This window comes from Pseudomonas sp. CCI1.1 (assembly GCF_034348165.1).
Classification (GTDB): Bacteria; Pseudomonadota; Gammaproteobacteria; order Pseudomonadales; family Pseudomonadaceae; genus Aquipseudomonas; species Aquipseudomonas paracarnis.
Genome location: NZ_CP133780.1, coordinates 3,185,801 through 3,201,631, shown reverse-complemented (window position 1 = coordinate 3,201,631; position 15,831 = coordinate 3,185,801). Strand labels below are relative to the sequence as shown.

15 protein-coding genes are annotated in these 15,831 nt (G+C 59.3%); 10 read left to right on the top strand and 5 right to left on the bottom strand.

Features of this window, described 5'->3' with window-relative positions; genetic code table 11:
* Positions 1-49 precede the first annotated feature (49 nt).
* The 3 genes from secA to RHM69_RS14370 all read left to right on the top strand — a co-directional run bounded on the left by secA (position 50) and on the right by RHM69_RS14370 (position 5,091).
* Positions 50-2,785 carry a preprotein translocase subunit SecA gene (gene secA / locus RHM69_RS14380; RefSeq protein ID WP_014719726.1) on the top strand — a complete coding sequence of 912 codons (2,736 nt, stop codon included), beginning with the start codon at positions 50-52 and terminating at the stop codon, positions 2,783-2,785.
* Between the two features lie 124 nt (positions 2,786-2,909).
* On the top strand, positions 2,910-4,127 hold the full coding sequence (argJ, locus tag RHM69_RS14375; protein ID WP_014719725.1) for a bifunctional glutamate N-acetyltransferase/amino-acid acetyltransferase ArgJ: 1,218 nt from the start codon (positions 2,910-2,912) through the stop codon (positions 4,125-4,127).
* 19 nt (positions 4,128-4,146) lie between these two features.
* Positions 4,147-5,091, top strand: coding sequence for a Nudix family hydrolase (locus RHM69_RS14370; protein ID WP_191948877.1), 945 nt, complete (start codon positions 4,147-4,149; stop codon positions 5,089-5,091).
* A 140-nt stretch (positions 5,092-5,231) separates the two neighbouring features.
* Here RHM69_RS14370 and RHM69_RS14365 read toward each other — a convergent pair whose 3' ends face one another.
* From RHM69_RS14365 to RHM69_RS14355, 3 genes are read right to left on the bottom strand one after another with little or no spacing between them, the layout of a single operon-like run.
* Positions 5,232-5,810: a cob(I)yrinic acid a,c-diamide adenosyltransferase gene (locus tag RHM69_RS14365; protein ID WP_014719723.1), complete on the bottom strand. Its 579-nt coding sequence runs from the start codon at positions 5,808-5,810 to the stop codon at positions 5,232-5,234.
* Between the two features lie 2 nt (positions 5,811-5,812).
* Positions 5,813-7,849: a sensor histidine kinase gene (locus RHM69_RS14360; RefSeq protein ID WP_073452645.1), complete on the bottom strand. Its 2,037-nt coding sequence runs from the start codon at positions 7,847-7,849 to the stop codon at positions 5,813-5,815.
* A 46-nt stretch (positions 7,850-7,895) separates the two neighbouring features.
* Positions 7,896-8,813, bottom strand: coding sequence for a putative 2-dehydropantoate 2-reductase (locus RHM69_RS14355; RefSeq protein WP_014719721.1), 918 nt, complete (start codon positions 8,811-8,813; stop codon positions 7,896-7,898).
* A gap of 123 nt (positions 8,814-8,936) precedes the next feature.
* Between RHM69_RS14355 and RHM69_RS14350 the strand changes: the two genes are divergently transcribed.
* Positions 8,937-9,422, top strand: a complete 486-nt coding sequence (locus tag RHM69_RS14350) for a YajQ family cyclic di-GMP-binding protein (RefSeq protein WP_003193880.1) — start codon at positions 8,937-8,939, stop codon at positions 9,420-9,422.
* Between the two features lie 136 nt (positions 9,423-9,558).
* Positions 9,559-10,401, top strand: a complete 843-nt coding sequence (locus RHM69_RS14345) for a mechanosensitive ion channel family protein (protein WP_058409974.1) — start codon at positions 9,559-9,561, stop codon at positions 10,399-10,401.
* A 183-nt stretch (positions 10,402-10,584) separates the two neighbouring features.
* Here RHM69_RS14345 and RHM69_RS14340 read toward each other — a convergent pair whose 3' ends face one another.
* Positions 10,585-11,883, bottom strand: coding sequence for an OprD family porin (locus RHM69_RS14340; RefSeq protein WP_014719719.1), 1,299 nt, complete (start codon positions 11,881-11,883; stop codon positions 10,585-10,587).
* Positions 11,884-12,623: 740 nt separating this feature from the next.
* Between RHM69_RS14340 and RHM69_RS14335 the strand changes: the two genes are divergently transcribed.
* The gene (locus RHM69_RS14335) at positions 12,624-13,049 is read left to right on the top strand and encodes an HIT domain-containing protein (RefSeq protein ID WP_020302709.1); all 426 of its coding nucleotides are present in this window, start codon (positions 12,624-12,626) and stop codon (positions 13,047-13,049) included.
* Positions 13,050-13,052: 3 nt separating this feature from the next.
* Positions 13,053-13,259: a SlyX family protein gene (locus RHM69_RS14330; protein WP_005790924.1), complete on the top strand. Its 207-nt coding sequence runs from the start codon at positions 13,053-13,055 to the stop codon at positions 13,257-13,259.
* A 73-nt stretch (positions 13,260-13,332) separates the two neighbouring features.
* On the opposite strand, the gene RHM69_RS14325 is transcribed toward RHM69_RS14330, so the two are convergent.
* Positions 13,333-13,935, bottom strand: coding sequence for a cold-shock protein (locus tag RHM69_RS14325; protein WP_003193875.1), 603 nt, complete (start codon positions 13,933-13,935; stop codon positions 13,333-13,335).
* Between the two features lie 427 nt (positions 13,936-14,362).
* Here RHM69_RS14325 and RHM69_RS14320 point away from each other — a divergent pair, with 427 nt between their 5' ends.
* The 3 genes from RHM69_RS14320 to RHM69_RS14310 all read left to right on the top strand — a co-directional run bounded on the left by RHM69_RS14320 (position 14,363) and on the right by RHM69_RS14310 (position 15,755).
* Positions 14,363-14,836 (top strand): Dps family protein, encoded by a 474-nt coding sequence (locus RHM69_RS14320; RefSeq protein ID WP_003193874.1) that lies wholly within the window; start codon positions 14,363-14,365, stop codon positions 14,834-14,836.
* A gap of 181 nt (positions 14,837-15,017) precedes the next feature.
* Positions 15,018-15,371, top strand: a complete 354-nt coding sequence (locus tag RHM69_RS14315; RefSeq protein ID WP_019821251.1) for a ribbon-helix-helix domain-containing protein — start codon at positions 15,018-15,020, stop codon at positions 15,369-15,371.
* A gap of 162 nt (positions 15,372-15,533) precedes the next feature.
* A complete protein-coding gene (locus tag RHM69_RS14310; protein WP_003193872.1) occupies positions 15,534-15,755 on the top strand; it encodes an FmdB family zinc ribbon protein in 222 nt (73 codons plus the stop codon).
* Positions 15,756-15,831 lie beyond the last annotated feature (76 nt).

Here is a 15,831-nt window from a genome sequence, read left to right as displayed (position 1 = left end):
GCCACTCACGGTGCGCCCTCCATCCCTATGTGTGGAAGAACCTGCCGATATGTTTGCGCCTTTGTTAAAGAAACTTTTTGGAAGCAAGAATGAGCGCGAAGTCAAACGCATGCTCAAGACGGTGCAGCTGGTCAATGCCTTCGAAGAGCAGATGGTTGCTCTGTCGGACGAGCAATTGCGCGCCAAGACCCAAGAGTTCAAGGCCCGCATAGCCAAAGGTGAAACCCTCGACAAGCTGCTGCCCGAAGCCTTTGCGGTCGCCCGTGAAGCCGGTAAGCGCGTCATGGGCATGCGCCACTTCGACGTCCAGTTGATCGGCGGCATGACCTTGCATGAAGGCATGATTGCCGAAATGCGCACCGGTGAAGGCAAGACCCTGGTGGCAACCCTGGGCGTTTACCTCAACGCACTGTCCGGCAAGGGCGTGCACGTTGTGACGGTGAACGACTACCTGGCTCGCCGGGACGCCAACTGGATGCGCCCGCTGTATGAATTCCTCGGCCTGACCGTCGGCGTGGTAACGCCGTTCCAGCCGCCGGAAGAGAAGCGCGCCGCGTACGCCTGCGACATCACCTACGGTACCAACAACGAATTCGGTTTCGACTACCTGCGCGACAACATGGCGTTCAGCATGGATGAAAAATTCCAGCGTGAACTCAACTTTGCCGTGATCGACGAAGTCGACTCCATCCTCATCGACGAAGCCCGTACCCCGCTGATCATCTCCGGCCAGGCCGAAGACAGCTCGCGCCTGTACACCGAGATCAACAAGTTGATCCCGCGTCTTGAGCAGCACATCGAGGAAGTGGAAGGCGTGGTGACCAAAGAAGGTCACTTCACCATCGACGAGAAGACCCGCCAGGTCGAACTCAACGAAGCCGGTCACCAGTTTGTCGAAGAGATGCTGACCCAGATCGGCGAATTGGCCGAAGGTGAAAGCCTGTACTCGGCGCACAACCTGGGCCTGTTGACCCACGTGTACGCTGGCCTGCGCGCCCACAAGCTGTTCCACCGCAACGTCGAGTACATCGTGCAGGACGGCCAGGTGGTACTGGTTGACGAGCACACCGGTCGTACCATGCCCGGTCGTCGTCTGTCCGAAGGCCTGCACCAGGCCATCGAAGCCAAGGAACACCTCAACATCCAGGCCGAAAGCCAGACGTTGGCGTCCACCACTTTCCAGAACTACTTCCGTCTGTACAACAAGCTGTCCGGCATGACCGGTACGGCCGACACCGAAGCGTTCGAATTCCACCAGATCTACAACCTGGCCGTGATGGTCATTCCGCCGAACAAACCGTTGGCGCGTAAAGACTACAACGACCTGGTGTTCCTGACCGCCGAAGAGAAATACGCGGCGATCATCAATGACATCAAGGATGGCATGGCCAAGGGCCGTCCGATCCTGGTGGGTACCGCCACCATCGAGACCTCCGAGCACGTGTCCAACCTGCTCAACAAGGAAGGCATCGAGCACAAGGTACTGAACGCCAAGTTCCACGAAAAAGAAGCCGAGATCATTGCCCAGGCCGGTCGCCCAGGCGCATTGACCATCGCCACCAACATGGCCGGTCGTGGTACCGACATCCTGCTGGGCGGCAACTGGGAAGTGGAAGTGGCCTCGCTCGACAACCCGACGCCTGAGCAGATCGCCCAGATCAAGGCCGACTGGCAGAAGCGTCACCAGGCTGTGCTGGAATCCGGTGGCTTGCAGGTGATCGCCTCCGAGCGTCACGAATCGCGCCGTATCGACAACCAGCTGCGTGGCCGTGCCGGTCGCCAGGGTGACGCCGGTTCCAGCCGTTTCTACCTGTCGCTGGAAGACAGCCTGATGCGTATCTTCGCGTCGGACCGGGTGAAGAACTTCATGAAAGCCCTGGGCATGCAGTCCGGTGAGGCGATCGAGCACCGCATGGTGACCAACGCCATCGAGAAGGCCCAGCGCAAAGTAGAAGGCCGTAACTTCGACATTCGTAAGCAACTGCTTGAGTTCGACGACGTCAACAACGAACAGCGTAAAGTGATTTATCACATGCGTAACACGTTGCTGGCCGCCGACAACATTGGCGAGACCATCGCTGATTTCCGTCAGGACGTGCTCAACGCCACTGTCAGCGCCCACATCCCGCCACAGTCCCTGCCTGAGCAGTGGGATGTTGCCGGCCTGGAAGCGGCATTGAAGAGCGACTTCGGTGTGGACTTGCCGGTTCAGCAATGGCTGGACGAAGACGATCACCTGTACGAAGAAACCCTGCGCGAAAAACTGATGGCCGAGCTGCTGGCGGCGTACAACGAGAAAGAAGAGCAAGCGAGTGCCGAAGCACTGCGCACCTTCGAAAAACAGATCGTATTGCGCGTGCTGGATGACCTGTGGAAAGACCACCTGTCGACCATGGACCACCTGCGTCACGGTATCCACCTGCGTGGCTACGCCCAGAAGAACCCGAAGCAGGAGTACAAGCGCGAGTCGTTCACGCTGTTCTCCGAATTGCTGGATTCGATCAAGCGCGATTCGATCCGCGTGCTGTCCCACGTTCAGGTGCGTCGCGAAGACCCGATCGAGGAAGAAGCACGCCTGCGTCAGGAAGCCGAAGCACTGGCGGCGCGCATGCAGTTCCAGCACGACGAAGCGCCGGGCCTGGATGAGCCTGAAGCATTGGGTGAAGAGGTCGATGTGGCCCTGGCCCAGACCCCGGTTCGCAATGACCAGAAGCTGGGCCGCAACGAGCTGTGCTACTGCGGTTCGGGCAAGAAATTCAAACACTGCCACGGCCAGATCGAATAAGATTTTCGCCTGACGCTGCAACACCCCGCGCCGCGACCGGCCTTTGCCGTCGCGGCGTTTTGCCATTAATTCCCACCGTCGATAGCGACGGCACAGACATCACCTATTTTTAAGGAGCGCATTCATGGCTGTTGGTCTTGGTCCTTTGCCCACGTTGCACCCGGTTGCCGGTTTTGAACTTGGTATCGCTTCGGCCGGCATCAAGCGCCCGGGGCGCAAGGATGTGGTGGTGATGCGCTGTGCTGAAGGCTCGACCGTAGCGGGCGTGTTCACCCTCAACGCCTTCTGCGCCGCGCCGGTGATTCTGGCCAAGCAGCGCGTGGCCGGGTCGATTCGCTACCTGCTGACCAATACCGGCAACGCCAACGCGGGCACCGGCGAGCCCGGCCTGGTGGCGGCGGCGCGCACCTGCGCCAAGCTGGCCCAGTTGACCGGCGTCGATGCCAGCCAGGTGTTGCCGTACTCCACCGGTGTGATCGGTGAGCCGCTGCCGGTGGAAAAAATCGAAGGCGCCCTGCAAGCCGCGCTCGATGATCTGTCTGTGGATAACTGGGCGGCTGCGGCCACTGGCATCATGACCACCGACACCTTGCCCAAAGGCGCGAGCCGCCAGTTCGTGTATGAGGGCGTGACCATCACCGTCACCGGTATCAGCAAAGGCGCAGGCATGATCCGCCCGAACATGGCCACCATGCTCGGCTATATCGCCACCGACGCCAAAGTTTCCCGTGATGTGCTGCAACGCCTGATGCTGGACGGCGCCAACAAGTCGTTCAATCGCATCACCATCGACGGTGACACCTCCACCAACGACTGCTGCATGCTGATCGCCACCGGCCAGGCCAACCTGCCGGAAATCACCTCCACCGAAGGCCCGTTGTTTGCGGCGTTGAAACAGGCGGTGTTCGAAGTGTGCATGGACGTGGCCCAGGCCATCGTGCGTGACGGCGAGGGCGCGACCAAGTTCGTCACGGTTGAAGTCAACGGCGGCGGCAACCATCAGGAATGCCTGGATGTGGGCTACACCGTGGCGCACTCGCCGCTGATCAAGACCGCGCTGTTTGCTTCGGACCCGAACTGGGGCCGTATCCTCGCGGCTGTCGGCCGTGCCGGCGTGCCGGACCTGGACGTGAGCAAAATCGACGTGTTCCTGGGTGACGTGTGCATCGCCAGCCGTGGCGCCCGCGCCGAAACCTACACCGAAGCCCAGGGCTCGGCGGTGATGCAGCAGGAAGAAATCACCATCCGTATCGAACTGGGTCGTGGTGACTGCAGCGAAACCATCTGGACCACCGACCTGTCCCACGAGTACGTGAAGATCAACGCGGAATACCGTACCTGATACCAAGAGGAAACTGGCGGTGAAACGAGTACATGTAGCAGCAGCGGTGATCCGCGGTGTCGATGGCAGGATCCTGCTGGCGCGCCGTGCCGATACTCAGCATCAAGGCGGCCTCTGGGAATTTCCCGGCGGCAAGGTGGAGGCTGATGAGTCGGTTGCCACGGCCTTGTCCCGTGAATTGCAGGAAGAGCTGGGCATCCAGGTCACCACGGCGCGGCCGCTGATCAAGGTGCAATATGACTATCCGGACAAGCAGGTATTGCTGGATGTCTGGGAAGTCTCGGCTTTTACCGGCGAGCCCCATGGCGCTGAAGGGCAGCCGTTGGCGTGGGTGGCACCGCGGGACCTGGTCAACTATGAATTTCCGGCGGCGAATGCGCCGATTGTCGCCGCGGCACGCTTGCCCGCCGAATATCTGATCACCCCTGGCGAGCTGGAAACCCCGACGCTGTTGCGCGGTATCCAAAAGGCTATTGCTGGTGGCATCAAGCTGGTTCAACTGCGTGCGCCCAACGGCTATGACCCCAAATACCGTGACCTGGCGGTGGATGCGGTGGGCCTGTGTGCTGGCAAGGCGCAACTGATGCTCAAGGGGCCGTTCGAGTGGCTGGGGGATTTCCCTGCTGCGGGGTGGCATATGACCTCGGCGCAGTTGCGCAAATACGCGAGCAAGGGCCGGCCGCTGCCCAAAGACCGCTGGTTGGCGGCGTCTTGCCACAACGCGGAAGAACTGGCGCTGGCAGAGTTGATGGACGTGGATTTTGTCACGCTGTCGCCGGTGCAGCCGACTCAGACCCATCCGGATGCGCAGCCGTTGGGTTGGGAACAGGCGGCTGAGTTGATCGCCGGGTTCAGCAAGCCGGTGTTTCTGTTGGGCGGGGTTGGGCCGGCGCAGCGGGAGCAAGCTTGGGAGGCTGGTGCGCAAGGTGTGGCAGGTATTCGGGCGTTCTGGCCGCAGGTGTGATGAGCGTTCCCACGCTCTGCTGATCGTGCTGATCGTTCCCACGCTCTGCGTGGGAATGCCTCCTGCGACGCTCTGCGTCACGCTTTGGGACGCGGAGCGTCCGTTGATGCATTCCCACGCAAAGCGTGGGAACGATCTGCTCAGTGTGGCTTGGCCGCCGCCTGCCACAACACTTCCGCAACACCTTGGCGTTTGGCAATCACCCTGGCCGCCACAAACAGCAAATCCGACAACCGATTGATGTACGCCAACCCCACACCCTCCAACGGTTCCACCGCATTCAGGTGCTGACAACGGCGTTCGGCGCTGCGCGCCAGGCTGCGGCACACATGGGCTTGAGCGATCAACGCTGAACCGCCAGGCAGGATGAAATTCTCCAGCGGCCCGACTTCCTCGTTCCAGCGATCAATCGCAGCCTCCAGCCGATCCACTTCCGCCGCATTCAACGCCTTGTACACCGGCATGGCCAGCTCACCGCCCAAGTCAAACAGACGGTGCTGGCAAGGCGTGAGCACTTCAATCACATCCTTCAACCCCGGATGCTTGCCGCTTTGTTCTTCAAGGTTAGCCAACAGCAGGCCGAGTTGGCTGTTCAGCGTATCCACCTCGCCAATCGCTTCCACGCGTGGATGGTCCTTGGGCACGCGGCGGCCGTCGCCGAGGCCGGTCTCGCCTTTGTCGCCGGTACGGGTGTAGATCTTCGACAGGCGAAAGCCCATGGTCAGTGCTCCAGTTGGGTAAGTTCAGTGGGGGGCAATTGGCTGCCGGCCAAAGGCAGGCGCAAGGTAAAGCAGGTGCCCTGGCCCAGGGTGGAATGCACTTCCATCTGGCCCTTGTGGTTGTTGGTGATGATGAAATACGACACTGACAGCCCAAGCCCGGTACCTTGGCCGATTTCCTTGGTGGTAAAGAACGGTTCGAACGTGCGTTTGCGCACGTTTTCGCTCATGCCGATGCCGTTGTCTTCCACCTGGATTTCCGCCCACGGCGGGTTGAGGCGGGTGCGCAGGATGATGCGCCCCGGCTCGCTGTCGTCCTCGCGCAGGTGAATGGCCTGGGCAGCGTTTTTCAGCAAATTGAGCAGCACTTGCTCCAGCTCGTTGGCGGTGCCGGGCACCGGGCCCAGTTGCGGATCGAACTGGCGGATGATCGCCTGGCCCTTGAAATCGAAACCGATGGTCAGGTCAAAGTCGTTACCGGCGATTTCCACGGCCTGGTCGATCAGCGCCGGCAAATCGCAGGGCGCCATCTGGCGATTGCTGCGGCGGCTGAAGCTGAGCATGTGGGTAACGATTTTCGCGGCACGCGCCCCGGCCTGCTGAATGCCGTCGAGCAGTTGCGGGACTTCGCGGCCTTGCAGGTATCGGTTGACCGTCTCCAGCGCGATGCCCACCTGTTCGGCAAGTTCAAGGTTCTTGGGCAGCTCGGGGGACAGGCGCCGCCGAATGTTCTGCACGTTATGCAGGATCGCGCCCAACGGGTTGTTGATCTCATGGGCCATACCTGCGGCCAGGCCGCCCACGGAGAGCATTTTTTCCGATTGCACCATCATTTCTTCCAGGGACAGGCGCTGGGTGATGTCGTCGATTCGGATCACCACACCGCGCCCGGCGCCGCCCATCAACGGGTAGAACGTCAGCGCATAATGCTTGGGCTCGTCGTCCTTGATCCAGGTGACCCGTTCTATCCGCTCCACTGTGTGCTGCTCCACGGTGGCCTTGATCTGTGGCAGGTACGGCTTGAGCGGCTGGAAGGCCAGGAACACCGGCTGGTTCAGGGCTTCGTCCAGACGCGTACCGGAGAGGGCGGTAGCTTCCTGGTTCCACTGGGTGACATAGAGTTGTTCGTCCAGGGCGATCAGCGCCGAGGGCATCGAGTCAATGATGCTGTTCAGGTAGTTCTGGAAGCCCGTGAGCTTTTTCTCGATCTTGCTGCGTACCTGGACTTCCAGTTCCAGCTTGCGGTTGGTATGCCGGGTTTCTTCGGCCAAACCCTGGGCCTGGTCATACGCGGCCTGAGAGTCGTCGCGCGCGCGTTTGAGCTGCTGCTCGCGAGCTTCGATGCGCGACAACATGGTGTTGAACGCTTCGGCCAGGCTGCCGATTTCATCACGGTTGCCACGCCCGGCGCGTAAAGCGTAGTTCTCCTCGCGGGTCACCTGGCGGGACAGTTCTTCAAGTTCATGAATCGGTCGTGTGATCAGGCGTTTTATTTGCCGGGCGATGACCAGCCACAGCAACACACTGAAAATCAGGATGCCCAGACTCGCGGTCAGCGTGCCGGTATAGAACGCCACCGGCAGCTCACTGCTGGCCACCAGCAACAAATGCCCCGAAGGCTGAGTGCCACGGGGCAGGGTGATGATCTGGTTGCTGCGAAATTCGGTGAGGCGCCACGCTTCGATATGCCGGTAGTGGTCCGGCAGGTGCAGGCGGTCGCCGTGCTGCATCTGCGCCAGGCGGTTGCCTTCGCCGTCGTACAGCGCGGCGGCGCGCAACGGTGAATAGCTGGTCAATTCATTGAGCAGCGCCTCGGCCTTGGTCGGGGACTCAAGCGCCTCGGCGGCGAGCGAGGGGTTGGACACCAGTCGACCAATAGCCTGCAAGGCCTGGGGGGCCATGCTTTCCTGGGAGATCCAGTAGGCGGCGCTGATAAACGTCAGGTTGGCCACCAGCAATACGGTGGTGAGAAGCACCAGCAGGGCCGCCAGCAGTTTTTGTCCTACTGGTAGATTTTCAAGACGCTGGCGCAGTGGCATCAGAGTTTTCCCAGGTGATAGACAGGTAGGCAGGGTAGCGCGTGCCTCAGTCGCTGGCCAATCCGCGTGCAAGCAGATGCGCCACCAACCGCGTGTGTACCTGTTGCAGGTGCGGCGCTGCCAACTGATGGCGGGCCGCGGCCTGGCAAGCGTAGCCCAGCAGGTAACTGATCTCGGTGCGTCGGGCGTTGGCGACGTCCTGGTACATGGAGGAATAGTTGGCGGCGGTGGCCTGGATCACCCGCTCGACTTCACTGTGCAAGTCCTGTGCAGCCGCAGGCTGGCCACAGCGCTCCAGCAGTTCGGCCAGTTCGGCGCAGAGCGTGGCGACCTCGCAGTGGTGGGCGCTCAAACCGCCGTTGCGGCAGTGGTACAACACGGTCAGTGGGTTGATGGCGCAATTGAGCGCGAGCTTGCGCCACAGGCGCGTCAGGATATCGGTGGCCCATTCATGGGGGATGCCTGCCGCTTGCAAATCATCCAGCCACAGCGGCGGGGTGGGATGGCTCGCGTCCCCCAGCCAGGTGTAGCCATGGCCGGCAAATACCACCCGCCAATCGCCATCGCGAAATGCGCCCTCGGTGCTGGAGGCAAAGATGCAGCGCGCCGACGGCCATTGCGCAGCCACGGCGTCCTGGCTGCCGAGGCCGTTTTGCAGCAGGATCAATTCGGCGTCCGGCGCCAGTCGATGCTGCAACTGTGCGATGGCGCTTTGAGCGTCGTAGGCTTTGCACGCTACCAGCAGACGCCGAATCGGCTCCGAGCTATCAGGCGTTTCGCCGATGACCGGATAAGTCTGTTCCACGCCGTGCTCCACCAGGGTCAGCCCTTTGCCTGCGCGATAGCTGGCCAGGCGCGCCTGGTTACGCAGGATCAGCCTGACGGGCACCCCCGCGCGTGCCAGCCGCGTGGCCCAGAGGGTGCCCAGGCTGCCAGCGCCAAGAATATGCCAGGGGGTCGACATCAGTGTGTACTCCATAAGGTCGCCAGCGGTGAACGGCGCGAAAGAACCGCTATAATGCCCCGGCATTTTAGCTCGGGCGCGCTCCATCTCTACTGAGCCCGCCCCTTATATTGGAGAAATCACATGCCTTCGTTCGACGTGGTATCTGAACTGGACAAACACGAAGTCACCAACGCCGTCGAGAACGCCGTCAAGGAACTGGACCGTCGCTATGACTTGAAAGGCAAGGGCAGCTTCGAATTCAAGGAAAAGGAACTGACCGTCAACCTGACCGCTGAAGCCGATTTCCAGCTGGAAGCGATGATCGAGATCCTCAAGCTGGCCCTGGTCAAGCGCAAGATCGACGTGCAATGTCTGGAAGTCAAAGATGCCTACGCCTCCGGCAAGCTGATGAAGCAGGAAGCCGTGCTCAAGGAAGGCATCGACAAAGAGCTGGCCAAGAAGATCGTGGCGCATATCAAGGACGCCAAGCTCAAAGTCCAGGCCGCCATCCAGGGCGAGCAGGTTCGCGTCACCGGCAAGAAGCGTGATGACCTGCAAGAGGCTATCGCAGCTCTGCGCGCCAAGACTTTCGACATGCCGCTGCAGTTCAATAACTTCCGCGACTGATGGCACTTTGGGGAACCTGTGGGCACTTTTGACGTCCCACGCCCCAGCATCAGTGCCTACAATTGAGCCCTTCGGGGCTCAATTGCGTTTTCAGGCAGTCAATACAGCCTTATCGCCGCACAACAGGAGAAAGTAGATGGATTTGAACGCTGAAATGGATCACCTGATCAAGACCTCCCAGTCTTGGCTCCCCATGATCATGGAATACGGCAGCCGCGTATTGCTGGCGTTGGTCACCCTGGCCATCGGCTGGTGGCTGATCAACGTCTTGACTCACCGCGTGGGCCGTCTGCTGGCCATGCGTAACGCAGACTTGGCACTGCAACACTTCATCACCAGCCTTGCGAACATCGCGCTCAAAGTCATGCTGGTGGTCAACGTGGCCTCGATGATCGGTGTGGCAACCACCTCGTTCGTTGCGGCGATCGGTGCCGCTACCCTGGCTATCGGCCTGGCCTTGCAAGGCAGCCTGGCGAACTTTGCCGGCGGCGTGTTGATTCTGTTGTTCCGCCCGTTCCGTATCGGTGACTGGATCGAAGCCCAGGGTACCTCGGGTACCGTCGACAGCATCCAGATCTTCCACACGGTGCTGCGTACCGGCGACAACAAGACGGTGATCATTCCCAACGGCAGCCTGTCCAACGGCCTTATCACCAACACCAACCGCCAGCCGACCCGCAAGGTCGTGTTTGACGTGGGTGTGGACTATGAGGCGGACCTGCAAAAGGCCCGTGAAGTATTGCTGGCTCTGGCCGAAGACCCGCGTGTACTGAAGGACCCTGCCGCTGTGGCGGTGGTGTCGACCTTGGGCGACAGTTCCATCACCGTCTCCCTGCGTTGCTGGACCAATACCCCGGATTATTGGGATGTGGTGTTTATGCTCAATGAACTGGCGCGTGACCGTTTGAAAGCGGCCGGGATTGATATTCCGTTTCCGCAACGGGTTATTCGGGTGATGCAGGAAAGTGCGCCGAAGTAACTTGGCGTGATGCTATCGAAGTTGGCCGAAAGGTCAGCTTTGAAAAAACTAGTTACTTAGCTTGCTAGTTGTTTTGTTGGTTGAAGTAAAACTGCAATAAAAAAGCCGCTCCCTGTTTAAACAGAGGAGCGGCTTTTTGTTTAAGGCCGAGGCCTCAAGTCATCGTTGTAATTGAACCGGCAATTACAAGATGTTCAGCGGGTAGTTGGCGATCAGACGCAGCTCGTCGATCGACGGCGAACCGTAGTACACGCCATCACCGGAACGGTAAGTCGCTTGACGCAGGCGCAGGCTCAGGTTTTTCGCCGGGCCGCTCTGGATCACGTACTTGGCTTCGATGTCGCGTTCCCACTCTTTGCCGTTCGAGGTGGTGCCGGTGTTGGCGCCGCTACCGGTGACGTAACGGGTCATGAAGCTCAGGCCCGGAATGCCAAAGGTCGCCATGTTGATGTCATAACGCGCCTGGTAGGACTTTTCGCCTTCGGCGTTGAAGTCGGAACGGGCGATGGAGTTGGCCAGGAACACAGTGCCGCCGCCGTCTACGCCGTAACCGTAGTCGCCGTCACCGGTGACTTTCTGGGCTGCCAGGGTGAAGGTGTGAGCACCGATGGTGTACGCACCCTGCAAGCTGAAGGCGCGGTTGTCGAGCTTGGTCACGCCATCTTTCTCTGCGCGTTGCAGGCCGGCGCCGTCGCTCTTGGTGTCGTAGATGTTGAAGTCCAGGGCGAACGACTGATCATCGCTCAGGGCGTGGGTCCAGTTCAGGTTGCTGTAGTACTTGCGGAAGTAATCTTCGGTTTTCGCGTAGTACAGGCTGCCGGTGACTTCTGGAGTGAAGGCATACACACCGCCGACAAAGTCGGTTTTGGTCAGGCCCAGGCTGTCGTGGTAGGTCTGGTTCTGCGCGACGCTGGAAGTGAAGTGACCGCCTTCAAGCTTCAGGCCCTTGATTTCGTTGCTGGTGATGGAGATACCTTGCGGCAGCTCTGGCAGCAGGCGGCTGTCGTCGGAGGCAAACACTGGGGCTGTGGTGTATTGGTCACCGATTTTCAGCACTGTGTTGGAGATGCGGAACTTCACCGCGCCGCCGCCTTTGGAGTAGTCGTCTTGCGAGCGACCATCGGAACCGGTTGGGAACAGGCCGGTGCCGGCGCGGCCCTTGCCGCTGTCGAGCTTGACGCCCATCAGGCCGATCACGTCGACACCGACACCAATGGTGCCCTGGGTGAAGCCAGACTCGTAGAGGGCATTGAAGCCCAGGCCGGTTTCTTCAGCACGGCTTTTACGCTTGCCGTTGACGGTGCTGTAACCGCCCCCTGGCTCATTTCGAAAGTCACGGCTGAAGTACAGCGCGCGAGTATTGATGCTGAACGTGCTGTCTTCAACAAAGCCCTTGGAATCGTCCTGGGCGGACGCCATTGCGAACTGCGAGGTGCCTGCTGAAACAGCCAGGGCGATCATGCTCCACTTCATCACGCGCATCGTGATTTGCTCCTTTGGTTTTAGGAAGAGTACTGCCGTCCCACCTGTATTTTTATCTGGGCGGCTCTTTCTTTTTGTGTCGGCGCAAAGTTAGCTCACGCAGACCCTATTGACGATACTTACTCAACTATCCTTTCAGCTTCTTTACGAGGCTGTCGTAAATCGCTAGATCCATGTCGCAAATTCACAGCCCAAAATGTATCCAGGCTGACAACTTCAATGCGGTTTTCAGACTTCTTTCAAAGTTTGAACACTTCCCTGATACACATTGAAACGCCACTATTTTTATCGCGAAACACCTGTGTCCAAACGGGTGCCGTTGCCGACGATATGGGGGTGAATGCAACAAGCGTGCTCAAACCGCTGACCGAATGTCATTTTTTCGTGAAAAGTGTGATGAACCTGTAAAAACCGCATAAGCACGGGGGTTTTACGCCATTTGGGTTGGGCTTGACGCCAGGGTGTTACCCCGGTTCGGTGGTATCTGAATCCTGTACCTGGGTAAAACGTTACCGGTTGACCCTTATCAGTGGGTAATCGGCGGATCCCTTTGAGGCACAGGTGGGTCATTTTGGTGCATCCCGTTGAGGCCCGGCCTAGCGTTGCTCTCTTGAGTTACTGCCTCTAAAGGGTGCATTTTTTTGCCCGGCTGCCTCAAGGCCGCCAGCATTGCCCGTGAAGCCTTGGGCATTCGAAGGTATGCTGGGCATCTGTTACCGACCTGCCGAACGGAGTGCCACGTGTTCGCCTTAGATCAACGCCTGCAACAAGATACCTTGGCCATTGGGGACTTCCCGCTCTGTCGCCTGCTGCTGTCCAATGACGCCAATTACCCCTGGTTCATTCTGGTGCCACGCATCGACGGTATCAGCGAAGTGTTTCAACTGGATGTCGCCGATCAACAAACCTTGTGGCAAGAAACGACAGCCTTGGCGCAGTTGCTCAACGAGGGCTTGGCGGCCGACAAAATGAACATCGGCGCGTTGGGTAACGTGGTCAGCCAGTTGCATGTGCATGTGATTGTGCGCAAGCGCGACGACGCCGCCTGGCCAGCCCCCGTGTGGGGCAAGCACCCGGCCCAGCCCTATACCGAAGAGCAGGTGGCCGCGATTCGCAGCCGATTGCGTGAGCTATTGCCTGCCGACTTCATCTTTACCCAGGACTGAACCATGGACCTGCAAGAACGCGTCACTGACCTGGAAAGCCGCCTGGCCTTCCAGGACGACACCATTGAAACCCTCAATGACATTCTGGTCACCCAGCAGCGGGCCGTCGAACGCCTGCAATTGCAGATGACTGCACTGCTCAAGCGCCAGGAAGAAATGGGCGGGCAATTCGAGTCATCCGAAGAAGAAGCGCCGCCGCCCCACTATTGATTGCGCACGCAATAAAAAACCGCGACCCAGCCAAGGCTGGATCGCGGTTTTTTTTGCTGCGAAAGCTGGGGAATCAGCGACGCGGCAGGGCAGCGATGACGTCTTCGGCTTGCAGGCCCTTGTCACGGTTCATCACCGAGAATTCCACGCGCTGGCCTTCGACCAGTACGCGATGGCCTTCGCCACGAATGGCTCGGAAGTGGACGAAGATATCGTCGCCCGAATCGCGGGAAATGAAGCCGAAGCCCTTGGAGGTGTTGAACCACTTGACGGTCCCGGTATCCCGGTTAGTCATGTCATAGTTTTGCGACGCGGCCGCTGGAGACGAGCGGTAGAAGCTGATGGCCAGGTGAAGAACGATGGCGACCACAGCAATCACCAGGCTGAGCAGGATGGCCGGATGGCCCCCGACTTCAGGCATGGGCGCCAGGAGGGTAAGGGTTTGTACGACAACAGTCAGCACCAGCAGCGCACTGACCAGGTTTTGCAGTTGATGACGCGTGCCTTTGTTCCAGTAAGGGATTACCGGTGCGAGCGTCAGGTTAAGAAGGCCGAACAAGGCCAGGTACAGGGCGTCGTGTTGTTCCAGGTAGGGCAGGCTTTCAGGCTGCAGGCTCGGAATAAAGGACAGCAGCAACGCTGCAACGCCCGTTAGCAGGTGGACGATTTTCAACATTTTGGTTAACTCACGTTAAGACGGATCACAAGGAAGAGCTGACTGGCACGGTTCGCTTCTGAACAATGGGAGGCGTTGAGCACGTGCGCGGGTATCAGCCTATGTGACGTGCCGCAGGAATAAACGGCAGCCACACCGCGTCTATTTAACAGCAAAGGCTGTGCCTACTCAAATCAAGCATTTCGGGGTGTTGCCACGGTCACGGCATTTCTGCGTCAAACGCTTGTCCTAGACAGGTGCGGGATTTTTTCAGTGGCAGCCAAGACCCTTCCTACAGGTAAACAGGCTTGCCAACTCAGATCTCGCAGGCGGTGCGGGGCGATTTGCCGCATGCCGTCCGAGTGTGTCGGGCTGCACGTGGCGCACTCTCTTGCTAGAGTGGAGCTGCACCTGATCAATGAATGCTCGTCAATTGAAGGGGAAACACATGGCAATCGATATTGGTATCAGTGAAGAAGACCGTAAATCCATCGTCGACGGACTTTCCCGCCTGCTCTCCGATACCTATGTTCTGTATCTGAAGACCCACAATTTCCATTGGAACGTCACAGGCCCCATGTTTCGTACACTGCACCTGATGTTCGAAGAGCAGTACAACGAGCTGGCGCTGGCAGTGGACTCCATTGCTGAGCGTATCCGTGCCCTGGGCTTCCCGGCGCCGGGTGCCTATTCGATTTACGCCCGCCTGTCTTCCATCAAGGAAGAAGAGGGTGTGCCGAGCGCCGAAGAGATGATCAAGCAGTTGGTCGCCGGCCAGGAAGCAGTCACGCGTACCGCGCGGGGCATCTTCCCATTGCTCGACAAAGTCAGTGATGAGCCGACGGCGGACCTCTTGACCCAGCGTATGCAGGTTCACGAGAAAACCGCGTGGATGCTGCGCTCCCTGCTTGAAAACCAGTAATCGTCGAACCCTGGCGGCGCCTTTTGGGCGCCGCCTGCTGGTTTCCCTGCGCTTCCTGGCGTTGTCCTACGACTAACAACTCCCCGTCTTCTGGCTGCTCTGTGCTGGCTGCTGTTTTATAGGCCCATCGTCCAATGGGAGAAACCTGTTGGCTGTTGTTTGGCAATGGAGTGTCAGCTGTATGTCACGTGGAGTGGGTAAGGGAGTGATGGAAACCTGTGGTTTTCACAAGATAAAGGTCGACCCTTTTGCCAAGGGTTTTGATATGGGGCTGGCCAAGCCGCTGTCCCGGTCGGTCAGGCTCAATGGGTTTTCTACCTGCCTGCGGCTTGAACAGATCTATTGGAACATCCTGACGGAAATCGCCAGGCTCAATACCTGTTCGGTCAGTGCATTGTTGTCCTACGTCGATCGGGAAGTGCATTTGCGTTACGGAGGCGTGAAGAACTTCAGTGGGCTGGTGAGGGTGGTGTGCGTGGTCCATGTGCTCAAAGGCCGGGACGCCCTCACGTCCGCGGACACGCTCGCGCAGTAGTCCGGTGATCGGTCCGTCATCCCGGCGGGCCGGGCCCTGGGCACAAAGCCGGCTGCGCTGTGTTGATTTACCAGATATAATCCCGCGCTTTGCTGCGCATGCCGGGCTTTTAGCACAGGGCAGGGCGTGGCGCTGTAACGATCTGATCGCCGAGACATCTCCATGCCCATGTACGACTATCAATGCGCTTCCTGTGGTCATCAGTTGGAAGCCATTCAGAAGATCAGCGCCGCGCCGCTGGTCGATTGCCCTGCCTGCCAGGCACCTGAGTTGAAGAAGATGTTGTCCATGCCGGGCTTCCGTCTGAGCGGCAGTGGCTGGTACGAGACCGATTTCAAGACCGGCGCCAAGAAGAACCTGGCGGGCGGCGACAAAGCAGACTGAGTTGAACTCTACGCGCAGGCTCCTGCATTATCCGTCCCCTGCTTTAATGTACGGTGACGAGGCGGGCCTGCCACCG